The organism is Ottowia sp. SB7-C50 (assembly GCF_033110285.1).
Classification (GTDB): domain Bacteria; phylum Pseudomonadota; class Gammaproteobacteria; order Burkholderiales; family Burkholderiaceae_C; genus Ottowia.
Genome location: NZ_CP136995.1, coordinates 1,729,010 through 1,751,383, shown reverse-complemented (window position 1 = coordinate 1,751,383; position 22,374 = coordinate 1,729,010). Strand labels below are relative to the sequence as shown.

Here is a 22,374-nt window from a genome sequence, read left to right as displayed (position 1 = left end):
TGCCAGCGCTTGCCAGGCAAGCGCCAGTGACCCGAAACACCCTGATTTTCCGCCTTATCCCGCCATCGTCATGAACACGCCTGATTCCTCCAGAACCTCCTTCTGGCTCGGCAACGCGCTGCTGGTCGTCGCGCTGCTGATGCTGCTCTTCATGAACCCGATCGCCGAGCGCATCGGCATGCTGGCCTTTGCCATCTGGGCCGTGCTGGCGGCCGCGGGCGTCTATCTGGTGATGAAGGACAAGCGCCAGGAGCCGCCGCTGTAACACCTGCGCAGGCATAAAAAAACGACCCTTCCGGGTCGTTTCTTTTTGGGGTGCCGCCTGGCTCAGGCAGTCACTTCCTTCGCGGTCTCGGCGTATTCCTCGATCTGGTCGAAGTTCATGTAGCGGTACACGCTGGCCTTGTCCTTGTCGATGATGCCCATCTCGGCGCGGTATTCCTCCACCGTCGGGATGCGGCCCAGCTTGGAGCAGATGGCAGCCAGTTCGGCGCTGCCCAGGAACACCTGCGTGTTCTTGCCCAGGCGGTTGGGGAAGTTGCGGGTGCTGGTGCTCATCACCGTGGCGCCTTCACGCACCTGCGCCTGGTTGCCCATGCACAGCGAGCAGCCAGGCATCTCGGTGCGCGCACCGGCGGTGCCGAAGGCGGCGTAGTGGCCTTCCTTCATCAGCTCGGCTTCGTCCATCTTGGTGGGTGGTGCGACCCACAGCTTGACGGGGATGTCGCGCTGGCCGCCCAGCAGCTTGGCCGCCGCGCGGAAGTGGCCGATGTTGGTCATGCACGAGCCGATGAAGGCCTCGTCGATCTTGGTGCCGGCCACTTCGGACAGGAACTTGGCGTCGTCCGGGTCGTTGGGGCAGCAGACGATGGGTTCCTTGATGTCGGCCAGGTCGATCTCGATCACGGCGGCGTACTCGGCGTCCTTGTCGGCTTCGAGCAGTTGCGGGTTGGCCAGCCAGTGCTCCACCTTCTCGATGCGGCGCGCCAGCGTCTTGGCGTCCTGGTAGCCGTTGGCGATCATGTTCTTCATCAGCACCACGTTGGACTTCAGGTACTCGATGACCGGCTCCTTGTCGAGCTTGATCGTGCAGCCGGCCGCGCTGCGCTCGGCCGACGCGTCAGACAGCTCGAACGCCTGTTCGACCTTGAGTTGCGGCAGGCCTTCGATCTCGAGCACGCGGCCCGAGAAGATGTTCTTCTTGCCGGCCTTGGCCACCGTCAGCAGGCCCTGCTTGATGGCGTACAGCGGAATGGCGTGCACCAGGTCGCGCAGGGTCACGCCCGGCTGCAGTTCGCCCTTGAAGCGCACCAGCACCGATTCGGGCATGTCGAGCGGCATGACGCCGGTGGCGGCGCCAAAGGCCACCAGGCCAGAGCCAGCGGGGAAGCTGATGCCGATGGGGAAACGCGTGTGGCTGTCGCCGCCCGTGCCCACGGTGTCGGGCAGCAGCAGGCGGTTGAGCCAGCTGTGGATGACGCCGTCGCCCGGACGCAGCGCCACGCCGCCACGGTTGCTGATGAACGCGGGCAACTCGCGGTGCATCTTGGCGTCCACTGGCTTCGGGTAGGCCGCCGTGTGGCAGAACGACTGCATCACCATGTCGGCCGAGAAGCCCAGGCATGCCAGGTCCTTCAGCTCGTCGCGCGTCATCGGGCCGGTGGTGTCCTGGCTGCCGACGGTGGTCATGCGCGGCTCGCAGTAGGTGCCGGGGCGGATGCCCTGGCCTTCCGGCAGGCCGCAGGCGCGGCCGACCATCTTCTGTGCCAGCGTAAAGCCCTTGCCGGTATCGACCGGAGCGTTGGGCAGGCGGAACGCCGTGGAAGCCGGCAGGCCCAGCGCCTCGCGCGACTTGGCGGTGAGGCTGCGGCCGATGATCAGGTTGATGCGGCCGCCGGCGCGCACTTCGTCCAGCAGCACGTCGCTCTTGAGCTGGAAGTCGGCGACCTTCTGGCCGTTTTTCTCGATCTTGCCGTCGTAGGGGTAGATGTCGAGCACGTCGCCCATTTCGAACTGGCTGACGTCGACTTCGATCGGCAGCGAACCCGAGTCTTCCTGCGTGTTGAAGAAGATCGGCGCAATCTTGCCGCCCAGCGTGACGCCGCCGAAGCGCTTGTTGGGCACGAAGGGAATGTCTTGCCCGGTGGCCCAGATCACGCTGTTGGTGGCCGACTTGCGGCTGGAGCCGGTGCCGACCACGTCGCCCACGTAGGCGACCAGGTGGCCCTTTTTCTTCAGGTCTTCGATGAACTGCATCGGGCCGCGCTTGCCGTCTTCCTCGGGCTTGAAGGCGGCGTCGGGCCGGGTGTTCTTCAGCATCGCCAGGTAGTGCAGCGGAATGTCCGGGCGGCTCCAGGCGTCGGGCGCGGGCGACAGGTCGTCGGTGTTGGTCTCGCCCGGCACCTTGAAGACGGTGACGGTGATTTTCTTCTCGACCTCAGGGCGGCTGGTGAACCACTCGGCGTCGGCCCAGCTTTGCATGACTTCCTTGGCCTTGGCGTTGCCGGCCTTGGCCTTGGCGGCCACGTCGTTGAAGAAGTCGAACATCAGCAGCGTCTTCTTCAGGGCCTCGGCGGCCACGCCGGCGACTTCGGCGTCGTCCAGCAGTTCGATCAGCGGGTGCACGTTGTAGCCGCCCACCATGGTGCCCAGCAGTTCGGTGGCCTTGGCCTTGCTGATCAGGTCGACCTTGACGTCGCCGTGCGCCACGGCCGCCAGGAAGCTGGCCTTGACCTTGGCCGCGTCGTCCACGCCGGGCGGCACGCGGTGGGTCAGCAGGTCGAGCAGGAAGGCAGTGTCTTCACCCGCGGGCGGGTTCTTGATCAGCTCGATCAGCTCGGACGTCTGCTTGGCGTCCAGCGGCAGCGGCGGAATACCGAGGGTGGCGCGTTCAGCCACGTGGGCACGGTAGGCGTTCAACATTTTCTTCTCCTGATAGACAATCAATTATTCAAGGCAAAACCGGCGCCCGCGCTGGCTGAACAAGCGTCTACAGCTATCCAATTAATAGCGTTACTTGTTGCCGCCCAGCAGGTCGACCTGGGGCTGCTCCTTCATGCGCGCGGCGAAATCGCGCTGTTGTGGCGCGGCGCATTCGTCGGCCACGCGCTGGCCCAGCTTCTGGTTCATCAGCATCGACTTGTTGCCCAACTGCAGCCACATGGCGCCCGCGCGGTTGTCTTCGAGGCGAATGGCGCCGGTGCGGCTTTCAACCGGGTGCATGTAGTAGTGCTGCTTGCCGGCGCTGATGTGGAAGAAGCCGGGATTCTTCTCGTCCGCGGTCACCGTCACGTCGGCACCCAGTTCGCACTGGATGCGACCGGTGTGGATGTTCCTGGCGATCTGCAGTTCGGTGTCGCTCAGCCGCTGGCTGGGCGACGCGACGGGGGTGTGCGCCTCGACCGCCTTGGCGGTTTTGGCCGGCACGCCCTTCTTGGTGACCGCCTTCTTGGGCGCTGCTTTCTTGGCCGGTGCCTTCTTGGTGGCTACGGGCTTCTTGGCCGCGCTGGCGGTTTGCGCCTGCGCTGCGCCCAGCGACAGACCCAGGGCGGCTGCAACGGCGATGGTGAGGATTTTCATACTGCGATCTCTCTCAATAAAACAGGAAGACGGCGATCATGACACGCAGCGCGCGTCAGAACCATGCGGTCACCTCGCTCGGCAGCGCCCTGCCGGTGGCGTGGGCGCGTTCCAGCACCTGCCAGAAATGGCGGTAGCTGGCGCGGTCATGCAAGGCGCCCTGGTAACTGATGGGCGCCCAGTCGGCGCGCGCAGCGGCCAGCAGGATGTCGCTGGCGGTGTCGATCTGCTGCTCGTCCGGCGAAAAGGCCGCCAGGATCGGCCGGATCTGGCTCGGGTGGATGCTCCACATGCGCGTGTAGCCGAACTCGCGCGCGGCGCGGCGTGCCGCCGTCCGCATGGCATCGGCGTTCGAAAACTCCGTCACCACGCAGTGCGAGGGCACCTTGCCGAAAGCGTGCGCGGCCGAGGCGATTTCGAGCTTGGCGCGCAGTACCAGCGGGTGCGTGAACTGCCCTTCGATGCCCATGCCATCGGCCGGGATCGCCCCGCCGTGCGCCGACACGAAGTCCATCAGCCCGAAGCTGAGCGACTGCACGCGCGGGTGCGCAGCGATGTCGAATGTACGGTGCACCGCGCCGGGAGACTCGATCAGCACCTGCAGCGGCAGGCCCTTCGGATACGCGGCCAGCAAGGCTTTTTCGGCACGCACCACGTCGTCCACCGATTCCACCTTGGGAATCATGATGTGCGTCAGGCGCTGGCCCGCATCGCGCGCCACGATGTCCATGTCGCTCTCGAACGACGGATGGTCGACCGGATGAACGCGCACCCCCACCCGTGCGCCATCGGGCGCGGACATGGCAAGCTCGGTCACCAGCAGCGCGTGCTCGGCCTCGCCGCCCACCGGCGCGCCGTCTTCGCAGTCCAGCGTGACGTCGAACACGCAGGTGCCGAACTCCTCGGTCATCTCGGCCTGCAGTTGCAGGCTCTTGCGCATGCGCGCCTCGACGCCGCTGTAGTGGTCGCACACCGGCAACAAGCCGGCGGCAGCCTGGGCGCCAAGGAGGATGTCACGCGGATGGGTCATGTCGGTTGAGGGCTCAGCGTCGGGCGTGGAGCGTGGGCGGATCTCGCGTCGGTCTTCACGCCCAACGCTGAACGCCCAACGCTCCACCTCGCATCACAGAAGGTGCTTCACGCCGTCCTTCTCGCCTTCGAGCTCGGCCAGCGTCTTGTTGATGCACTGCTGGCTGAACTCGTCGATGGGCAGGCCCTCGACCACCTTGTATTCGCCGTTTTCGGTGGTGACCGGGAACCCGAACATCACGTCCTGGGGAATGCCATACCAGCCCTGCGACGGGATGCCCATGGTGACCCACTCGCCATTGCTGCCCAGCGCCCAGTCGCGCATGTGGTCGATGGCGGCGTTGGCGGCCGACGCGGCCGACGACAGACCGCGCGCCTCGATGATGGCGGCGCCGCGCTTGCCCACGGTGGGCAGGAAGACGTTGGCGTTCCAGTCCTGGTCGTTGATCATGTCCTTGACGCTGGCGCCGTCGATGGTGGCAAAGCGGTAGTCGGCGTACATGGTGGGCGAATGGTTGCCCCACACGGTCAGCTTCTTGATGTCCTTGACGGCCTTGCCGGTCTTGGCGGCGATCTGGCTGGCGGCGCGGTTGTGGTCCAGGCGCAGCATGGCGGTGAAGTTCTTGGCCGGCAGGTCGGGCGCCGACTTCATGGCGATGTAGGCGTTGGTGTTGGCCGGGTTGCCAACCACCAGCACCTTCACGTTGCGGCTGGCCACGGCGTTGAGCGCCTTGCCCTGGGCGGTGAAGATCTGTGCGTTGGCGGCCAGCAGGTCGGCGCGCTCCATGCCGGGGCCACGCGGACGGGCACCGACCAGCAGCGCGTAGTCGGTGTCCTTGAAGGCGGTCATCGGGTCGCTGTGCGCTTCCATGCCGGCCAGCAGCGGGAAGGCGCAGTCTTCCAGTTCCATCATCACGCCCTTGAGCGCCTTCTGCGCCTTTTCGTCCGGGATCTCCAGCAGTTGCAGGATGACCGGCTGGTCCTTGCCCAGCATTTCGCCGGAGGCGATACGGAACAGCAGGGCGTAACCGATTTGGCCGGCGGCACCGGTGACGGCTACGCGGACGGGCTTCTTGCTCATGGGAATAACTCCAGGAAGGGTGATGAAAAGTCGACGGACCGCCGCGCCTCGGCGGACCGGCACGGAAGCTCAGAACGAGCAACCGGCGCAGTGTGCAAGTGTATCCGCGAAAACCCTGAGGGTCAATTTGTCTTGTGTCTTATATAAGATATGATTACCCCTTTGCAGTACCCCACGCGCGCCAAGCCGCGCGCCTGAGCCAATGGCCACCGCCCCCCCCTGTTTCCGTTTTGCCCGACGCCGCTGCGAGCGCGCCGCCCCAGACCACCTGGGCGGGCCAGGCGCCCGCGTTCAGCCCGCTGTACCAGCAGATCAAGGGCCTGGTGTTGCAGAGCTTGCAGGCGGGCGACTGGAAACCGGGCGAAGTCATCCCCAGCGAGCTGGAACTGGCCGCGCGCTACAAGGTCAGCCAGGGCACCGTGCGCAAGGCGGTGGACGAACTGGCGGCCGAAAACCTGCTGGTGCGGCGCCAGGGCCGCGGCACTTTCGTGGCCACGCATGCCGAGCAGCATGTGCAATACCGCTTTCTGCGCCTGCAGCCCGACCAGGGCACCGTGGACAGCGAAGGCCCCGCGCAGCGCGATTTCGTCGACTGCAAGCGCCAGCGCGCCAGCGCCGAAGTGGCCCGCCTGCTGGGCCTGCGGCCGGGCGACCCGGTGCTGCAGGCGCGCCGGCTGCTGCGCTATGGCGGCGTACCGACGATTCTGGAAGACATCTGGCTGCCGGGCGGCCCGTTCAAGGGCCTGACCGTGGAGCGGCTGTCGCAGTACCACGGCCCGATGTACGCGCTGTTCGAAGCCGAGTTCGGCGTCCGCATGGTCCGGGCCGACGAGAAAATTCGCGCCGTCCTGCCCGACGAAGCGCAGGCCACGCTGCTCGATGTGTCCGCTGGCACGCCGCTGCTCAGCGTGGAACGCATTGCCTATACCTATAACGACGCGCCCATGGAACTGCGTCGCGGGTTGTATCGAACCGATACGCACCACTACCGCAACCAGCTGAGCTGACGGCGGGTCGTGCGGTCGCAACCATTGATGCGCAGGACGGCGCAATTGCGCCCGCAGCCGTGCGTTCTGCAGCCTCTGATAAAGCCCGTTTTTTCTCCGTGAACGGCGCCCCTTTGCAATGCCGTCGTCAGCTTGTTGCGTTGCAATAGAATTTGCAGGTTCGCCTTCGAAGAAATCAAGACGTCGTTACATCTTTTCCCACGAGAACCCCCACATGAGCGAAGCAGCCAAGCCCCGGCCCGAATTCCGCAACATCAATGCGCTTCGGGATCTCCCCTCCTACCGCTGGCCGCTGGCCGCGCTTGTGTCTGGCGCCCACCGACTCAGCGGCGTGCTGATGGCCCTGTTGCTGCCCTTCATCCTGTGGCTGTTCGACAAGTCGGTGTCGTCCGAGATTTCGTTCGGGCAGTTCACGTCGGCGTTCTCGGCCGGCCTGGGCATCTTCCCCGGCTGGTTCATCAAGCTGGTGACGCTGGTGCTGATCTGGGCCTACCTGCATCACCTGCTGGCCGGCCTGCGCCACCTGTACATGGACATGTCGCACAACACCACCAAGGACTTTGGCCGCCAGTCCGCCGCCGGGGTGCTGGTGGTCAGCCTGGTGCTGCTCGTGATCCTGGGCGCCAAGCTGTTCGGCCTGTACTGATTCGCACATTCATAGGAGCAAATTCATGGCTGTCAACTACGGCTCCAAGCGCACCGTCACCGGCGCGCACTATGGCACCGCCGACTGGCTGGTGCAACGCTTTACCGGCGCGCTGCTGGCGGTGTTCACGCTGGTGCTGCTGGCCCAGGTGATTCTGTCGAGCGGCCCGATCGGCTACGACAAATGGGCAGGCATCTTCGCGTCGCAATGGATGAAGGTGCTCACGTTCGCGGTCGTCGTGGCGCTGATCTGGCACGCCTGGGTTGGCATGCGCAACGTGTGGATGGACTACGTCAAGCCAGTGGGCATGCGCCTCACGCTGCAGGCGATCACCCTCGCCTGGCTGGTCGGCTGCGCCGGCTGGGCCTTCCAGGTGCTGTGGCGCCTGTGACCGGCCACCGTCCGATCCTGATGACAAGAATTACTGAGCCACGAACATGAGTTACACCAAAGACCAAATCAATGTCCGCAAGTTCGACGTGGTGATCGTCGGTGCGGGCGGCTCGGGCATGCGCGCCTCGCTGCAACTGGCGCGCGCCGGCCTGAACGTCGCCGTGCTGTCCAAAGTCTTCCCGACCCGTTCGCACACTGTGGCGGCGCAAGGCGGCGTTGGCGCTTCGCTGGGCAACATGAGCGAAGACAACTGGCACTACCACTTCTACGACACCATCAAGGGTTCTGACTGGCTGGGTGACCAGGACGCCATCGAATTCATGTGCCAGGAAGCCCCCAAGGTCGTCTACGACCTGGAGCACATGGGCATGCCGTTCGACCGCAACCCCGATGGCACCATTTACCAGCGCCCGTTCGGCGGCCACACCGCCAACTACGGCGAAAAGCCCGTGCAACGTGCCTGCGCCGCGGCCGACCGCACCGGCCACGCCATGCTGCACACGCTGTACCAGCAGAACGTGGCCAGCAAGACCACCTTCTTTGTCGAATGGATGGCGCTGGACCTGATCCGCGACGCCGAGGGCGACGTGGTGGGCGTCACCGCCATCGAAATGGAAACCGGCGAACTCTACGTGCTGCACGCCAAGACGGTGATGCTGGCCACGGGTGGCGCGGGCCGCATCTTTGCCGCCAGCACCAACGCCTTCATCAACACCGGTGACGGCCTTGGCATGGCCGCGCGTGCCGGCATCCCGCTGCAGGACATGGAGTTCTGGCAGTTCCACCCCACCGGCGTGGCCGGCGCGGGCGTGCTGCTGACCGAAGGCTGCCGCGGCGAAGGCGCTATCCTTTTGAATAGCAATGGCGAACGCTTCATGGAGCGCTATGCCCCCACCCTGAAAGACCTGGCGCCGCGCGACTTCGTTTCGCGCTCGATGGACCAGGAAATCAAGGAAGGCCGTGGCTGCGGCCCCAACAAGGACTACGTCGTTCTCAAGCTCGACCACCTGGGCGCCGACACCATCCACAAGCGCCTGCCTTCGGTGTACGAGATCGGCATCAACTTTGCCAACGTCGACATCACCAAGGAACCGATCCCGGTGGTGCCCACCATCCACTACCAGATGGGCGGCGTGCCGACCAACATCAACGGCCAGGTGTGCGTGCCGACGGGCCAGGACCACAACGTGCCGATCCAGGGCCTGTACGCCGTGGGCGAATGCTCCTGCGTCAGCGTGCACGGCGCCAACCGCCTGGGCACCAACTCGCTGCTCGACCTGCTGGTGTTTGGCAAGGCTGCCGGCAACCACATCATCGCCCACCACGGCAAGGGCGCGCACAAGCCCCTGCCGGCCGACGCGGCCGACTATTCGCTCGAGCGCCTCAACCGCCTGGAAGCGGCCAGCGACGGCGAATACGCGCAGCGCATAGCCAACGACATCCGCTCCACCATGCAGACGCACGCGGGCGTGTTCCGCACCCAGGCCAGCATGGACGAAGGGGTGGTCAAGGTGGCTGAACTTCGCGAGCGCGTTGCCGGGCTGGGCCTGAAGGACCATTCGCGCGTGTTCAACATGGCGCGCCAGGAAGCGCTGGAAGTCGAGAACCTGATCGAAGTGGCGCAGGCCACCATGGTCTCGGCCGCCGCCCGCAAGGAATGCCGCGGCGCCCACACCGTGGTCGACTACGAGCACCCGGCCGACCACCCCACCGCCCCGCTGGGCCGCGACGATGCCAACTGGATGAAACACACCCTGTGGCACAGCGCAGACAACAGCCTGAGCTACAAGCCCGTGCGCATGAAGCCGCTCACCGTCGAAAGCGTGCCGCCCAAGGTTCGCACGTTCTGATTCGCACGCGCCCGGTCACAAGGAAACCACGATGCAAAAACGCACCTTCAAGATCTACCGCTACGACCCGGACAAGGATGCCAAGCCGTACATGCAGACGGTGGAAATCGAGCTGGAAGGCAACGAGCGCATGCTGCTCGACGCCCTGATCAAGCTCAAGGCGGTCGACCCGACGCTGTCCTTCCGTCGCTCATGCCGCGAAGGCGTGTGCGGCTCGGACGCCATGAACATCAACGGCAAGAACGGCCTGGCGTGCCTGACCAACCTGCGCACGTTGAAAGACCCGATCGTGCTCAAGCCCCTGCCCGGCCTGCCCGTGGTGCGCGACCTGATCGTCGACATGACGCAGTTCTTCAAGCAGTACCACTCGATCAAGCCGTACATCATCAACAACGACCCACCGCCCGAGACCGAGCGCCTGCAGTCGCCCGAAGAGCGCGAAGAGCTGAACGGCCTGTACGAGTGCATCCTGTGCGCCAGCTGCTCCACCAGCTGCCCCAGCTTCTGGTGGAACCCCGACAAGTTCGTCGGCCCGGCCGGCCTGCTGCAGGCCTACCGCTTCATCGCCGACAGCCGTGACCAGGCCACCGGCGAGCGGCTGGACAACCTGGAAGACCCGTACCGCCTGTTCCGCTGCCACAGCATCATGAACTGCGTCGACGTCTGCCCCAAGGGGCTCAACCCCACCAAGGCCATCGGCAAGATCAAGGAGCTGATGGTGCGTCGCACCGTCTAAAGCGCAGCCCTCGCTGGCACCCATGACGGCATTGCTCGACACGACTTCGCTTTCCAGGCTCAAGTGGCGATGCCGCCGGGGCATGCTGGAGAACGACCTGTTCATCGAGCGATTCTTCAGCCAGCACGAAAGCCAACTAACGGCGCGGCAGGCCGACGCGCTGTTAAGACTGATGGACCTCTCGGATAACGATCTGCTCGACCTGCTTTTGCGCCGGAAAGAGCCAGGAGACGACCTCAACTCGCCCGACGTGCGCGAGGTGCTGGGCATGCTGCGGACACCGCCGCGCGGCCAGGCACTCAGCGCATGATCGCCAACTTCCCTCAAGCAACCACCTGGACATGAAACTCTCCGACAACAAAGCCAAGCTGTCTTTCTCCAACGGCAGCCCCGACGTCGATCTGCCCGTCTATCAGGGAACCATCGGTCCGGACGTCATCGACATCCGCAAGCTGTATGCGCAGACCGGTCAGTTCACCTACGACCCGGGCTTCATGTCCACGGCGGCCTGCCAGTCGGCCATCACCTACATCGACGGCGACAAGGGCGAACTGCTGTACCGCGGCTACCCCATCGAGCAGCTCGCCGAGAAGTGCGACTACCTCGACACCTGCTACCTGCTGCTGAAGGGCGAGTTGCCCGACGCCAAGCAGCGCGAAGACTTCCACAAGGTCGTGCTGCAGCACACCATGGTCAACGAGCAGATGCAGTTCTTCCTGCGCGGCTTCCGTCGCGACGCCCACCCGATGGCCGTGCTGACGGGTCTGGTCGGTGCCATGTCGGCCTTCTATCACGACTCGATCGACGTGCACAACGCCGAGCACCGTGACATTGCCGCCATCCGCCTGATCTCCAAGATGCCCACCCTGGTGGCCATGGCGCACAAGTACGGCGTGGGCGAGCCGTACATGTACCCGCGCAACGAGCTCAGCTACGCAGGCAACTTCCTGCGCATGATGTTCGGCACCCCGTGCGAAGACTACAAGGTCAATCCGGTGCTTGAAAAAGCCATGGACCGCATCTTCATCCTGCACGCCGACCACGAGCAGAATGCGTCCACCTCCACCGTGCGTCTGTGCGGCAGCTCCGGCACCAACCCGTTCGCGGCCATCGCCGCCGGCGTGGCCTGCCTGTGGGGCCCGGCACACGGCGGTGCCAACGAGGCCTGCCTGAACATGCTGGAAGACATCCAGAAGATGGGTGGCCTGGCCAAGGTCGGCGAGTTCATGGAGAAGGTCAAGGACAAGAACTCCGGCGTGCGCCTGATGGGCTTTGGTCACCGCGTCTACAAGAACTACGACCCGCGCGCCAAGCTGATGCAGGAAACGTGCGACGAAGTGCTGCAAGAGCTGGGCCTCGAGAACGACCCGCTGTTCGCGCTGGCCAAGGCGCTGGAGAAGATCGCGTTGGAAGACGAGTACTTCGTCTCGCGCAAGCTTTACCCCAACGTCGACTTCTATTCCGGCATCGTGCAGCGCGCCATCGGCGTGCCGGTCAAGCTGTTCACCGGCATCTTCGCGCTGGCCCGCACCGTGGGCTGGATCGCACAGCTGAACGAAATGATGGCCGACCCCGAATACAAGATCGGCCGTCCGCGCCAGCTGTACACCGGCTCGCCGCGTCGCGACGTGCCCTGAAAGATCCGGTGCTGCGGCTGCACACTCGGCCGCTGCCGGCTTACAAACCCGCCCTGGTGGCGGGTTTTGTTATGGGACGCGCGCATGGGTTGTGATGAATGCTGCGCCGCGGCCACAGGCGGACCCGGTCAGGCCAAGCCAGCGCCCGCCCGCAGCTCCTTACGCTCTCACCGCTCGTCAACGTGCTCCAGCGCGAACAGCGGCACGTCCGCCTGCCGGCTCAGCCACAGGCCGCCACCCATCTCGCGCATGTGCGGGCGCAGCCCGGCGCGATACAGCCCGGCGCGATGACGAAACTGGCGCGCATCGGTCAGTTCCTCGTCGATCATGTCGCGTTCATAGTCTTCCCGCGACACCGCCTCCAGATAGAGCGCGCCACGGCTCAGCTGGCCCAGGTTGTCCAGCGCACGCCGCAGGTCCGGCGGGTTCAGGTAAGGCAGTACGCCCTGGCAGATCACTAGGTCAAACGGCTCGGCAGCGCGGTAGTCCACCACCGAGCCATGCGCCCATCCGTAGCGCTGACACAGGTAGTCGCTGATCTCCACGCCGTGGTAGCTGGCGTCCGGAAAATGCCGTGCAATCAACCCTTGCCACAGGCCGATGCCGCAACCAACGTCCAGCACCCGCCGCACCGGCACGCGCAGATACTGAAGGTAGGTCGCCACAAACGCCGCCAGCCGGTCGACATGCGCGCGATCGACCACACGGGTCTTCTTGTCGAAATAGAAGCGCTGGTAATAGGCTTCGTCGAACGTGGTGGCGGGCGCAGATTGCATGGGGTAGAGGTCAAAAAGCCAGGGAAGTGTTTAGAAGAAAAAAGGGCATAAAAAGTGCCACCAGCGCATATCCCGTCTGCGGACTGAGCTTCATTTTTGATAGCGTGTTGACACAAGCATGGTGCGACCCGACCGGCACTTTAAAACACGCCACGGATCGCAAAAAGCGCTGGCAAGCTGACACCATAGCGCAGGCGCCCATGGCGTCCTGACTCGCCGCGACAAGCGGGCTTGTCCGTCCGGTCGCTCAGCCATCGGCGCCCACCACCCAAGCCATCTCGATTTGCGATGTCTCGCGCCTCGCTTGGGGGGACAATAGCGAAAAGCAGTCTTCAACCGAGACGCCCTCCGACCCCCGTGAAACTCACCGAACGCAGCTTCGCCCGCCGCATCGACCTCACTTCGTTGCAGTTGTTCGTGGCCGTGTGCGAGGCCGGCAGCATCGGCAAGGCGGCCGAGCGAGAATTCATTGCACCGTCTGCCGTCAGCAAGCGCCTGTCCGACCTGGAGGCGGCGCTGGACACCGCCCTGCTCTACCGCCATGCGCGCGGCGTCGACCTGACGCCGGCGGGCCAGAGCCTGCTGCACCACGCACGCAGCCTGCTGTTCGGGCTGGAAAAGATGCAGGGCGAACTGAGCGAATACGCCGACGGCGTGCGCGGCCACGTGCGCGTGCACGCCAGCATCTCGGCCATCGTGCAGTTTCTGCCGGAAGACCTGGGCACCTTCGTGCGCCGCCACCCCGAAGTCAAGGTCGATCTGGAAGAACACCTTTCTTCCGAAGTGATGCGGGCCGTGCAGGAAGGTGCGGCCGACCTGGGCATCTGCAACGTCAGCGCGGTCACCCTCAGCGGCGCCGCCCTGCAGCGGCGGCCTTACCGCACCGACCGGCTGGTGCTGGTGGTGCCGGCGACCCATGCGCTGGCAGGCCTGCCAGCTGTGGCCTTTGCCGACACCCTGGACTTTGACCACGTGGGCCTGCACGCCAACAGCTCCATCGCGCTGGCCAGCCAGCAGGCGGCGGCGGCCGTCGCGCGGCCGATCCGCCTGCGCATTCGCGTCACGGGGCTCGACGCCATGTGCCGCATGATTGACAACGGCCTGGGCGTAGGCGTCATGCCGGAACGCGCCTTCACGCTGATGAGTGGCGCCGGCGCCCTGCGCGCCGTCCCGCTCACCGACGCGTGGGCCACGCGCGCCATCGAACTGGTGGCGCGCGACTTCGACACCCTGCCCGTCACCGCCCGCGCACTGGTCGATCACCTACACGCGCATGCGGCACCCGCGCCATCGGCTGAATCCTCCGCCGCCGCATAGAATTTCAACCATGTCCATTGCCCAAGCCATGACCGCACGCACGCTTTACGACAAGCTCTGGGACGAACACGTCGTCCACACCGAGCCTGACGGCACCGCCATCCTCTACATCGACCGCCATCTGGTGCACGAAGTCACCAGCCCGCAGGCCTACGAAGGCCTGCGCGAAGCCGGCCGCAAGGTCTGGCGCGTCAGCAGCGTGGTTGCCACGGCCGACCACAACACGCCCACCACCGGCTGGGAGCGCGGCTACGACGGCATTGAAGACCCGATCAGCAAGGAGCAGGTCACCACGCTGGACGCCAACATCAGTGAACACGGCGCGGCCGCGTTCTTCCCCTTCCTGCACGCGCGCCAAGGCATCGTGCATGTGATCGGCCCTGAAAACGGTGCCACGCTGCCCGGCATGACGGTGGTCTGCGGCGACAGCCACACCAGCACGCACGGCGCGTTTGGCGCGCTGGCGCACGGCATCGGCACCAGCGAGGTCGAGCACGTGCTGGCCACGCAGACGCTGCTGGCCAAGAAGGCCAGGAACATGCTGGTCAAGGTCAACGGCAAGGCCGCGCCCGGCGTCACGGCCAAGGACATCGTGCTGGCCATCATCGGCAAGATCGGCACCGCCGGCGGCACCGGCTACACCATCGAGTTTGCCGGCGACGCCATCCGCGCGCTCAGCATGGAAGGCCGCATGACGGTGTGCAACATGGCCATCGAGGCCGGCGCGCGCGCAGGTCTGGTGGCCGTGGACGACAAGACGATCGAATACGTCAAGGGCCGCCTGCTGGCGCCGGGTACCGACTCTGCCACAGGCAAGTTCACCGGCGGCCCCGAGTGGGACCAGGCTGTCGCCCACTGGAAGACGCTGCATTCCGACCCCGGCGCAAAATTCGACACCGTAGTCGAACTCGACGCCGCTCAGATCGTGCCGCAAGTCACCTGGGGCACCAGTCCCGAGATGGTGCTGGGCATCGACGGCCGCGTGCCCGACCCCGACAAGGAAAAGGACGACACGCGCCGCGGCGCCATCGAACGCGCCCTGACCTACATGGGCCTTGAGCCCAACAAGGCGCTGGCCGACATTCACGTCGACAAGGTGTTCATCGGCAGTTGCACCAACAGCCGCATCGAAGACATGCGCGAAGCTGCGGCCGTCGTCAAAAAGCTGGGCCGCAAGGTGGCAGGCAACGTCAAGCAGGCGCTGGTGGTGCCAGGCTCCGGCCTGGTCAAACGCCAGGCTGAGGCCGAGGGGCTGGACAAGGTGTTCACCGCCGCTGGCTTTGAGTGGCGCGAACCTGGCTGCAGCATGTGCCTGGCCATGAATGCCGACCGGCTGGAGCCGGGCGAGCGCTGCGCCTCCACCAGCAACCGCAATTTCGAAGGCCGCCAGGGCAATGGCGGCCGCACCCACCTGGTCAGCCCGGCGATGGCCGCGGCGGCTGCGGTGCACGGGCATTTCGTCGATGTCCGTGCTTTCATGTAAGGCCCGGCAACGGGAGTCCATTCAACTCAATAGAGGAGTTTCATCATGATGAAGAAAATCGCCATGCTGGTTGGCGCGCTGACCGTGGCCCTGACCTCCCTGACCGCCTGCAACACCGTGGCCGGCATGGGCAAAGACGTTGAAAAAGCCGGCGAAGGCGTGCAGAACGCCGCCGAAAAAGCCAAGCGTTAAGCCACCGATGGCATGCGCTGGCAGCCTTGCCACCAGCGCATGCCTGACGTCGCGGCCGCATCACGCTGGCCGCCCTACCGCCCCGCTGCCGCAGGGCGATTCCCCCTGACCTAGCCTGCCGCGCGGGCCGCGTCCCATCCATCGACTGCATCATGGAAAAGTTCACCGTTCATCAGGGCCTGGTTGCACCCATCGACCGCGCCAACGTCGATACCGACGCGATCATCCCCAAGCAATTTCTCAAGTCGATCAAGAAGACCGGCTTTGGCCCCAACCTGTTCGACGAGTGGCGCTACCTGGACAAGGGCGAGCCGGGCATGGACCCCGCCACGCGCAAGCCCAACCCCGACTTCGTGCTGAACCAGACGCGCTATGCCGGCGCCAGCGTGCTGCTGGCCCGCAAGAACTTTGGTTGCGGCTCCAGCCGCGAGCACGCGCCCTGGGCGCTGCAGCAGTACGGCTTTCGCGCCCTGATCGCGCCCAGCTTTGCCGACATTTTCTTCAACAACTGCTTCAAGAATGGCCTGCTGCCCATCGTGCTGCCCGAAAGCGCCGTTGCCAAGCTGTTCGACGAAGTGGCTGCCTTCCCTGGCTACCGGCTCACGGTGGACCTGCCGCGCCAGGTCATCGTCAAGCCCGACGGCACCGAATTGCCTTTCGACGTGCAGCCCTTCCGCAAGGAATGCCTGCTGAACGGCTGGGACGACATTGGCCTTACCCTGCGCCAGAAGGACAAGATCCAGGCGTTCGAGGCCAACCGCCTGGCTACAAAGCCTTGGCTGGCGCATACCCTCAGCGCTTGAAATTCGAACAGCCGGACGCGAAGGGCGCGAAAGCTCGCAAAGTGCGCGAAAGAAAACCAATCAGGTATTTGGTTTTTATTTTGCGTCCTTCGCGAAATCTTTGCGCCCTTCGCGTCCGGCTGTTTTCTTTCTCATTCCCACCTTTACACCCATGAAAATCGCAATCCTCCCCGGTGACGGCATCGGCACCGAAATCGTCGCCGAGGCGGTCAAGGTCCTGAAGGCGCTCGACCTCAAGTTTGAGCTGGAAGAAGCCAAGGTCGGCGGTGCCGCGTACGACGCCTACGGCCACCCGCTGCCCGAAGCCACGCTGAAGCTGGCCCAGGCATCCGACGCCATCCTGTTCGGCGCCGTGGGCGACTGGAGGTACGACAAGCTGGACCGCCCGCTGCGCCCCGAGCAGGCCATCCTGGGCCTGCGCAAGGCGCTCGGCCTGTTCGCCAACTTCCGCCCCGCCATCTGCTACGAGCAGCTCACGCACGCCAGCAGCCTCAAGCCCGAGCTGGTCGCGGGCCTGGACATCCTCATCATCCGCGAGCTGACGGGCGACATCTACTTCGGCCAGCCGCGCGGCCGCCGCGTGGCGCCCGACGGGCACTTTCCCGGCGCCGAAGAGGCCTTCGACACCATGCGCTACACGCGCCCCGAGATCGAGCGCATCGCCCGCGTCGCCTTCGAGGCCGCGCGCAAGCGCGGCAAGCGCGTCACCAGCGTGGACAAGGCCAACGTGCTGGAAACCTTCCAGCTCTGGAAAGACGTGGTCACCGAGGTGCACGCGAAGGAGTACGCCGACATCGCGCTCGACCACATGTACGTCGACAACGCCGCCATGCAGTTGGTGAAGGAACCCAAGCGCTTTGACGTGGTCGTCACCGGCAACATGTTCGGCGACATCCTGAGCGACGAAGCCTCGATGCTGACCGGCTCCATCGGCATGCTGCCCTCCGCGTCGCTCAACGACAAAAAGCAGGGCCTGTACGAACCCAGCCACGGCAGCGCGCCCGACATCGCCGGCAAAGGCGTGGCCAACCCGCTGGCCACCATCCTGAGCGCGGCGATGATGCTGCGCTTCTCGCTCAACCAGCCCGAGGCGGCGGACCGCATTGAGGCGGCGGTGAAAAAGGTGCTGGCCCAGGGCCTGCGCACGCCCGACATTTACAGCGAAGGCACCACGAAAGTGGGCACGCGCGAGATGGGCGAGGCGGTGGTAAGGGCGCTCAGCTAAGAGCTCAGCTCTGGCGGCTTTCGACGGGTCAGCATGTGCTCGGCCCACTGCTGGGCGTTGACGACCTTGACGCCATCAAAACGCTCGTCGTAGCCTGCCTCGAAATCCCGGTCTCCCGTCACCAGCAATTCGCAGCGCAAGGCGATGGCGGCCAGCAAGACGGGCCGGTCCTTCGCGGGCAACCACGCCGCGATCTCCGCGTCTGGATCGAATCGCTGCGCCTCGACCACGTCGATTTGTTGCAGCAGTGACTCGAAGGACTTAAGACTGTCCGCGCTCGCCTTCCTGCTGAGATTTCTCCTCGCTTCTGCCACTACATAAGCATCTGCGACGTACGCGTATCCCCAGTCGATACCAAGCCGAAATACCTTTCGGACCGCGCCATCCGACCTCGCGGCTGAGAAAAGAATGTTGGCGTCGAGATAAATGCGATGCTGATCGCTGGACGGTTCAAGGGACCGGATGCTCATTGTTCTTGTTGTTATAAGAGCACTGGAAAACAGCCGGGGATACCGGCTGGACGAAATCAAAGGCCCTGCTTCTTCAGATAGGCCGCCAGTTCGGCCTCACCCTGTTCGAACTCCCGAATCCGCTTGTCGGTATAAATCTCGATAGGCAGCGTGACGGCCGGGCGCAGCAGCAGGCCTTCGACCGTGGTTTCCGCAATCAATTGATCGTCGGCCTTCAGTCCCATGGCTTGGCGCAGCTTGGCCGGCAGTGTGACGACGCCGCGGCTGTTGATGGTCAATGTGGCTTGCATAGTGTCAATTATACTGCAATGCAGTAATTCTGCAAGCCACATGTCAACGTCTTGACTTCGCGTCCTACAACCGAACCCATCTGGCCTCATTTAAGCTGCCACCATCACCCTCAGGCAGCGCCATGGCCGACGACTCCACCCCCCACCGACGATTCCTCCACCCGCTCCACCGCCCGCGTGGTGTGGAAAGGCGCCATCAGCTTTGGCCTGGTGCACATCCCCGTGGCGTTGTACACCGCCACCACCAGCAGCGGGGTGGACTTTGACTGGCTCGACAAGCGCACCATGGAGCCGGTGGGCTACAAGCGCGTCAACAAGAAAACCGGCAAGGAAATCGCCTCGGCCGACATCGTGAAAGGCGTGGAGGTGGAAGACGGCCACTACGTCGTGCTGAGCGCCGACGAGATCAAGGCCGCCTTCCCCAAGACCACGCAGACCATCGAGATCGAGACCTTCATCAAGGCCAGCGAGATTCCGTTTGTCTACCTGGAGCGCCCGTATTACCTGGCCCCCATCAACCGCGGCGAAAAGGTCTACGCCCTGCTGCGCGAGGCGCTGATCGCCAGCGGCCGCGTGGGCGTGGCGCGCGTGGTCATCTCCACCAAGCAGCACCTGGCCGTGCTGGTGCCCAGCGGCCCGGCGCTGATCCTGAACCTGCTGCGCTGGGGCGGCGAGATCAAGTCGTTCGAGGCGCTGAAGCTGCCGCCCGAAGGCGCCAAGGCCGCCGGCCTGAAAGACGCCGAGCTGAAAATGGCCGAGAAGCTGATCGAGGAAATGTCCGCCCCCCTGGGACGCCGACGACTTCCGCGATTCGTTCAAGGACGAGATCATGCGGCTGGTCAAGCAAAAAGCCGAAGCCGGCGAGGTGCAGAGCGTCGAAAAAGTCGCCTCGCCCGGCGCCGCCAAGCCGGGGGCGGAAATCATTGATCTGACCGAACTGCTCAAGCGCAGCCTGCAAGGCGGCGGCAAGTCGTCGGTCAAGGACGAAGAGACCGACAATGCCGACGCCAAAGCGCCCGCCAAAGCCAAAGCCAGCCGCAAGCGCGCCTGAGGTTGGCCGCGCCGATCCCACGCCAAAAAAGGCCCCAGCGCTTGCTGGACGTGCGCGAGCAGCTATAAAAAACGTAGTATCAGAGAAGCCCGCCGCGAAGAAGCGTTCAAAGCCCTCGGCCTCCGGCAACGACGCCCCGCTCGCCCGCTACCACGCCAAGCGCGACTTCACCCGCACGCCCGAACCGGCCGGCGACATTGGCAGCGCGGCCGGTTTCAGCTACGTCATCCACAAGCACTGGGCCAGCCACCTGCACTACGACCTGCGGCTGGAGCTGGACGGCACCATGCGCAGTTGGGCCGTGCCCAAGGGCCCGAGCCTCGACCCACGCGACAAGCGGCTGGCCGTGCAGGTGGAAGACCACCCGATCAGCTACAACGACTTTGAAGGCCAGATCCCCGCCGGCCAGTACGGCGGCGGCCGCGTCATCATCTGGGACCGCGGCAGCTGGTCCCCCACGCCCGGGCACGAAGCACAGGCCGGGCTGGCGGCCGGCAACTTCAAGTTCATGCTGCACGGCGCCAAGCTGCAAGGCGGCTGGGCGCTGGTGCGTCTGAAGGACAGCCAGCCCGGCAAGGCCAACTGGCTGCTCATCAAGGAAAAAGACGCTTTCGCCCGCCCCGCCAGCGAATTCAGCGTGACCGAGGCGCTGCCCGATTCCGTCGGCCCGGCCGACCGGCGCGCCGCGCCCGACGCCATCCTGGCCGACACGGTGCGGCAGATTCGCGCACGCAAGGCGCAGTCTGGGGATTCAGATAAAAAACAGCCCCCAGCGCTTGCTGGACAAGCGCGAGCAGCTATCAAAACTAAAGCAACCAAGAAACAGCTGCTGCCCGACACCATCGCCCCCCCAACTCGCCACGCTCGTCACCGAGCCCCCGCCCGATGCCGCCACCGACTGGCTGTGGGAGCTGAAATTCGACGGCTACCGCCTGCTCGCGCGCACCAGCGCTGGCCGCGCCCAGCTGTTCACCCGCAACGGCCTCGACTGGACGGCGCGCATGCCTGCCCTGGCGCGCGCGCTGGCCGCCCTGCCGGTGCAAAACGCCTGGCTCGACGGCGAAGTCGTCATGCCCGGCGCCGACGGCCTGCCCGATTTCGGCGCGCTGCAAAACGCCTTTGACGGCCGCAAGACCGACGCGCTCGTGTACTACCTGTTCGACCTGCTCTGGCTGGATGGCGAAGACTGGCGCCCTGCCCCGCTGACCGACCGCCGCGCGCGGCTGGCCGCACTGCTGGCCGCCGACCATTCCCCCATGCTGCGTTTATCAGAGCAGCTGCCGCCCGACCCGCCAAGCCTGCTGGCCAGCGCCTGCAAGCTGGGCATGGAAGGCGTCATCGGCAAACGCGCCAGCGCGGCTTACCGCAGCGGGCGCTCGGCGGACTGGATCAAGCTCAAATGCGGCCAAGGCGACGAATTCATCATTGCCGGCTTCACCGCCGGTCAGGGCGCGCGCGCGGCGGCGGGGGACCTGGGCGCGCTGGTGCTGGCCGCGCCCACGGCCGACGGCGCCCTGCGCTGGGCCGGCAACGTGGGCAGCGGGTTTGACGGCGGCACCCTCGCGCTGCTCAAAAAGCGGCTCGCACCGCTCGTCACGCCCGACAGCCCGCTGACCGAGGGCCAGCGCGTCAAGGCGCCGTCCGCCATCACCTGGGTGCGGCCCGAGCTGGTGGCGCAGATCACGCACGCCGGCGTCACGCAGGCTGGCCATCTGCGACACCCGGTGTTTCAGGGCCTGCGCGAAGACAAACCCGTTGCCGAACTCCGGGCCGATGCCATTTCAGGTTCTAAACAGGCGCGGGTCGGCGTCAACCCATCGCGAGCAGCTATGAAATCTGTAACACCCCCCGCCAAGACCGACGGCCCCGCCGTGCTCGCTGGCCAGACCATCACCCACCCCGAGCGCGTCATTGACCCCGCCAGCGGCGCCACCAAGCTCGACCTGGCGCGCTACTACGCCACCGTCGCCCCGCTCATCCTGCCGCACCTGGCCAAGCGCCCGGTCGCCCTGCTGCGCGCGCCGGATGGCGTGGGGGGCGAGCAGTTCTTCCAGAAGCACATGGAAGGCCGCCAGCTCCCCGGCGTCACCCTGCTCGACCCCGCGCTTGACCCCGGCCACGCCGCGCTGCTCGAAATCGACACCGAGGCCGCGCTGATGGGCGTGGTGCAGATGAACACCGTCGAGCTGCACACCTGGAACGCCACCCACGACAAGATCGAGCGCCCCGACCGCTTCGTCCTCGACCTCGACCCCGGCGAAGGCGTCGCCTGGCCGCAAGTGCAGGAAGCCGCGCAACTGGTGCGCACCCTGCTCACCGAATTGGGCCTGGTGCCCTTCCTCAAAACCAGCGGCGGCAAAGGCCTGCACGTGGTCACCCCCATCAAGCGCCTGTACGACTGGGACACCGTCAAGGCCTTCAGCAAACAACTGGTCGACCACCTCGCCCGCCTCATGCCCGACCGCTTCACCGCCGTCAGCGGCCCCAAGAACCGCGTCGGCAAGATTTACCCGGACTATTTGCGCAATGGGCGCGGGGCGACGACGGTGTGTGCGTGGTCCGTGCGCGCCCGGCCGGGATTGGGGGTGTCGGTGCCGGTCGCCTGGGATGAACTGGCGGGGCTGACGGGGGCGGCGCAGTGGACGGTGGGGAATGTGGAGGCGAGGTTAAGGGTTGCAAGTCAACCGTGGAGCGCATACCATGAAAGCGCCAATAGCCTGAGTGGAGCGACTTTGGGGCTTCGTAGAGAGCATGCGCGATGACGTTCCTCTAGTGGTCAGATGATTAGATTGGCCCGGCGTAGCGGTTT

At 65.3% G+C, this 22,374-nt stretch carries 21 protein-coding genes and 2 pseudogenes; 16 read left to right on the top strand and 7 right to left on the bottom strand.

The window, feature by feature from the left end; all coding sequences use genetic code 11:
• Positions 1-70 precede the first annotated feature (70 nt).
• Complete coding sequence (locus R0D99_RS08380; RefSeq protein WP_317750941.1) at positions 71-265, top strand: hypothetical protein; 195 nt, start codon at positions 71-73, stop codon at positions 263-265.
• A 62-nt stretch (positions 266-327) separates the two neighbouring features.
• Here R0D99_RS08380 and acnB read toward each other — a convergent pair whose 3' ends face one another.
• From acnB to R0D99_RS08360, 4 genes are all read right to left on the bottom strand, one after another.
• On the bottom strand, positions 328-2,922 hold the full coding sequence (gene acnB / locus R0D99_RS08375; RefSeq protein WP_317750940.1) for a bifunctional aconitate hydratase 2/2-methylisocitrate dehydratase: 2,595 nt from the start codon (positions 2,920-2,922) through the stop codon (positions 328-330).
• A gap of 90 nt (positions 2,923-3,012) precedes the next feature.
• Positions 3,013-3,579, bottom strand: coding sequence for a hypothetical protein (locus R0D99_RS08370; RefSeq protein WP_317750939.1), 567 nt, complete (start codon positions 3,577-3,579; stop codon positions 3,013-3,015).
• 55 nt (positions 3,580-3,634) lie between these two features.
• Entirely contained in the window at positions 3,635-4,609 is a 975-nt protein-coding gene (locus R0D99_RS08365) for an HpcH/HpaI aldolase/citrate lyase family protein (RefSeq protein ID WP_317750938.1), read from the bottom strand.
• A 93-nt stretch (positions 4,610-4,702) separates the two neighbouring features.
• Positions 4,703-5,689: a malate dehydrogenase gene (locus R0D99_RS08360; RefSeq protein ID WP_317750937.1), complete on the bottom strand. Its 987-nt coding sequence runs from the start codon at positions 5,687-5,689 to the stop codon at positions 4,703-4,705.
• A 230-nt stretch (positions 5,690-5,919) separates the two neighbouring features.
• Here R0D99_RS08360 and R0D99_RS08355 point away from each other — a divergent pair, with 230 nt between their 5' ends.
• The 7 genes from R0D99_RS08355 (at position 5,920) to gltA (ending at position 11,958) form a co-directional block, all read left to right on the top strand.
• Positions 5,920-6,696, top strand: a complete 777-nt coding sequence (locus tag R0D99_RS08355) for a GntR family transcriptional regulator (RefSeq protein ID WP_317750936.1) — start codon at positions 5,920-5,922, stop codon at positions 6,694-6,696.
• Between the two features lie 214 nt (positions 6,697-6,910).
• Positions 6,911-7,342, top strand: a complete 432-nt coding sequence (sdhC, locus tag R0D99_RS08350; protein WP_317750935.1) for a succinate dehydrogenase, cytochrome b556 subunit — start codon at positions 6,911-6,913, stop codon at positions 7,340-7,342.
• A 25-nt stretch (positions 7,343-7,367) separates the two neighbouring features.
• Positions 7,368-7,733, top strand: a complete 366-nt coding sequence (gene sdhD / locus R0D99_RS08345) for a succinate dehydrogenase, hydrophobic membrane anchor protein (protein ID WP_317750934.1) — start codon at positions 7,368-7,370, stop codon at positions 7,731-7,733.
• Positions 7,734-7,779: 46 nt separating this feature from the next.
• Positions 7,780-9,585 (top strand): succinate dehydrogenase flavoprotein subunit, encoded by a 1,806-nt coding sequence (gene sdhA, locus R0D99_RS08340; RefSeq protein WP_317750933.1) that lies wholly within the window; start codon positions 7,780-7,782, stop codon positions 9,583-9,585.
• A 31-nt stretch (positions 9,586-9,616) separates the two neighbouring features.
• Positions 9,617-10,321: a succinate dehydrogenase iron-sulfur subunit gene (locus tag R0D99_RS08335; protein WP_317750932.1), complete on the top strand. Its 705-nt coding sequence runs from the start codon at positions 9,617-9,619 to the stop codon at positions 10,319-10,321.
• 22 nt (positions 10,322-10,343) lie between these two features.
• Positions 10,344-10,631, top strand: coding sequence for a succinate dehydrogenase assembly factor 2 (locus tag R0D99_RS08330; protein ID WP_317750931.1), 288 nt, complete (start codon positions 10,344-10,346; stop codon positions 10,629-10,631).
• 31 nt (positions 10,632-10,662) lie between these two features.
• Positions 10,663-11,958: a citrate synthase gene (gltA, locus tag R0D99_RS08325; protein WP_317750930.1), complete on the top strand. Its 1,296-nt coding sequence runs from the start codon at positions 10,663-10,665 to the stop codon at positions 11,956-11,958.
• Positions 11,959-12,125: 167 nt separating this feature from the next.
• Here gltA and R0D99_RS08320 read toward each other — a convergent pair whose 3' ends face one another.
• Positions 12,126-12,734 carry a class I SAM-dependent methyltransferase gene (locus tag R0D99_RS08320; protein ID WP_317750928.1) on the bottom strand — a complete coding sequence of 203 codons (609 nt, stop codon included), beginning with the start codon at positions 12,732-12,734 and terminating at the stop codon, positions 12,126-12,128.
• A gap of 357 nt (positions 12,735-13,091) precedes the next feature.
• Here R0D99_RS08320 and R0D99_RS08315 point away from each other — a divergent pair, with 357 nt between their 5' ends.
• From R0D99_RS08315 to leuB, 5 genes are all read left to right on the top strand, one after another.
• The gene (locus R0D99_RS08315; RefSeq protein WP_317750927.1) at positions 13,092-14,051 is read left to right on the top strand and encodes a LysR family transcriptional regulator; all 960 of its coding nucleotides are present in this window, start codon (positions 13,092-13,094) and stop codon (positions 14,049-14,051) included.
• Between the two features lie 10 nt (positions 14,052-14,061).
• Positions 14,062-15,534 carry a 3-isopropylmalate dehydratase large subunit gene (leuC, locus tag R0D99_RS08310; protein ID WP_317750926.1) on the top strand — a complete coding sequence of 491 codons (1,473 nt, stop codon included), beginning with the start codon at positions 14,062-14,064 and terminating at the stop codon, positions 15,532-15,534.
• Positions 15,535-15,579: 45 nt separating this feature from the next.
• A complete protein-coding gene (locus R0D99_RS08305; RefSeq protein WP_416365984.1) occupies positions 15,580-15,726 on the top strand; it encodes an entericidin A/B family lipoprotein in 147 nt (48 codons plus the stop codon).
• Between the two features lie 152 nt (positions 15,727-15,878).
• Positions 15,879-16,529: a 3-isopropylmalate dehydratase small subunit gene (leuD, locus tag R0D99_RS08300; protein WP_317750925.1), complete on the top strand. Its 651-nt coding sequence runs from the start codon at positions 15,879-15,881 to the stop codon at positions 16,527-16,529.
• A gap of 151 nt (positions 16,530-16,680) precedes the next feature.
• Positions 16,681-17,754, top strand: coding sequence for a 3-isopropylmalate dehydrogenase (gene leuB, locus R0D99_RS08295; RefSeq protein ID WP_317750924.1), 1,074 nt, complete (start codon positions 16,681-16,683; stop codon positions 17,752-17,754).
• Here the strand turns inward: leuB and R0D99_RS08290 are convergent.
• Complete coding sequence (locus R0D99_RS08290) at positions 17,751-18,224, bottom strand: PIN domain-containing protein (protein WP_317750923.1); 474 nt, start codon at positions 18,222-18,224, stop codon at positions 17,751-17,753. The genes leuB and R0D99_RS08290 overlap by 4 nt on opposite strands.
• 56 nt (positions 18,225-18,280) lie before the next feature.
• A complete protein-coding gene (locus tag R0D99_RS08285) occupies positions 18,281-18,502 on the bottom strand; it encodes an AbrB/MazE/SpoVT family DNA-binding domain-containing protein (protein ID WP_317750922.1) in 222 nt (73 codons plus the stop codon).
• A gap of 189 nt (positions 18,503-18,691) precedes the next feature.
• Here R0D99_RS08285 and R0D99_RS08280 point away from each other — a divergent pair.
• The 3 genes and pseudogenes from R0D99_RS08280 (at position 18,692) to ligD (ending at position 22,327) form a co-directional block, all read left to right on the top strand.
• A pseudogene (locus R0D99_RS08280) lies at positions 18,692-19,565 on the top strand (Ku protein).
• Positions 19,513-20,115: pseudogene (locus R0D99_RS08275) on the top strand (DNA polymerase ligase N-terminal domain-containing protein); the annotation flags it as partial. The pseudogenes R0D99_RS08280 and R0D99_RS08275, both read left to right, overlap by 53 nt.
• Before the next feature lie 226 nt (positions 20,116-20,341).
• Positions 20,342-22,327, top strand: a complete 1,986-nt coding sequence (gene ligD / locus R0D99_RS08270) for a DNA ligase D (protein WP_317750921.1) — start codon at positions 20,342-20,344, stop codon at positions 22,325-22,327.
• The last annotated feature ends 47 nt before the right edge of the window (positions 22,328-22,374 follow it).

Excerpts from the sequence above, each read along its gene's own strand:
- R0D99_RS08290 (WP_317750923.1), bottom strand. The coding sequence starts at position 18,224 with ATGAGCATCCGGTCCCTTGAACCGTCCAGCGATCAGCATCGCATTTAT.
- sdhC (WP_317750935.1), top strand. The coding sequence starts at position 6,911 with ATGAGCGAAGCAGCCAAGCCCCGGCCCGAATTCCGCAACATCAATGCG.
- R0D99_RS08360 (WP_317750937.1), bottom strand. The coding sequence starts at position 5,689 with ATGAGCAAGAAGCCCGTCCGCGTAGCCGTCACCGGTGCCGCCGGCCAA.
- sdhA (WP_317750933.1), top strand. The coding sequence starts at position 7,780 with ATGAGTTACACCAAAGACCAAATCAATGTCCGCAAGTTCGACGTGGTG.
- R0D99_RS08365 (WP_317750938.1), bottom strand. The coding sequence starts at position 4,609 with ATGACCCATCCGCGTGACATCCTCCTTGGCGCCCAGGCTGCCGCCGGC.
- R0D99_RS08320 (WP_317750928.1), bottom strand. The coding sequence starts at position 12,734 with ATGCAATCTGCGCCCGCCACCACGTTCGACGAAGCCTATTACCAGCGC.
- R0D99_RS08380 (WP_317750941.1), top strand. The coding sequence starts at position 71 with ATGAACACGCCTGATTCCTCCAGAACCTCCTTCTGGCTCGGCAACGCG.
- acnB (WP_317750940.1), bottom strand. The coding sequence starts at position 2,922 with ATGTTGAACGCCTACCGTGCCCACGTGGCTGAACGCGCCACCCTCGGT.
- leuB (WP_317750924.1), top strand. The coding sequence starts at position 16,681 with ATGAAAATCGCAATCCTCCCCGGTGACGGCATCGGCACCGAAATCGTC.
- R0D99_RS08305 (WP_416365984.1), top strand. The coding sequence starts at position 15,580 with ATGATGAAGAAAATCGCCATGCTGGTTGGCGCGCTGACCGTGGCCCTG.
- gltA (WP_317750930.1), top strand. The coding sequence starts at position 10,663 with ATGAAACTCTCCGACAACAAAGCCAAGCTGTCTTTCTCCAACGGCAGC.
- R0D99_RS08335 (WP_317750932.1), top strand. The coding sequence starts at position 9,617 with ATGCAAAAACGCACCTTCAAGATCTACCGCTACGACCCGGACAAGGAT.
- leuD (WP_317750925.1), top strand. The coding sequence starts at position 15,879 with ATGGAAAAGTTCACCGTTCATCAGGGCCTGGTTGCACCCATCGACCGC.
- leuC (WP_317750926.1), top strand. The coding sequence starts at position 14,062 with ATGTCCATTGCCCAAGCCATGACCGCACGCACGCTTTACGACAAGCTC.
- R0D99_RS08370 (WP_317750939.1), bottom strand. The coding sequence starts at position 3,579 with ATGAAAATCCTCACCATCGCCGTTGCAGCCGCCCTGGGTCTGTCGCTG.
- R0D99_RS08330 (WP_317750931.1), top strand. The coding sequence starts at position 10,344 with ATGACGGCATTGCTCGACACGACTTCGCTTTCCAGGCTCAAGTGGCGA.
- sdhD (WP_317750934.1), top strand. The coding sequence starts at position 7,368 with ATGGCTGTCAACTACGGCTCCAAGCGCACCGTCACCGGCGCGCACTAT.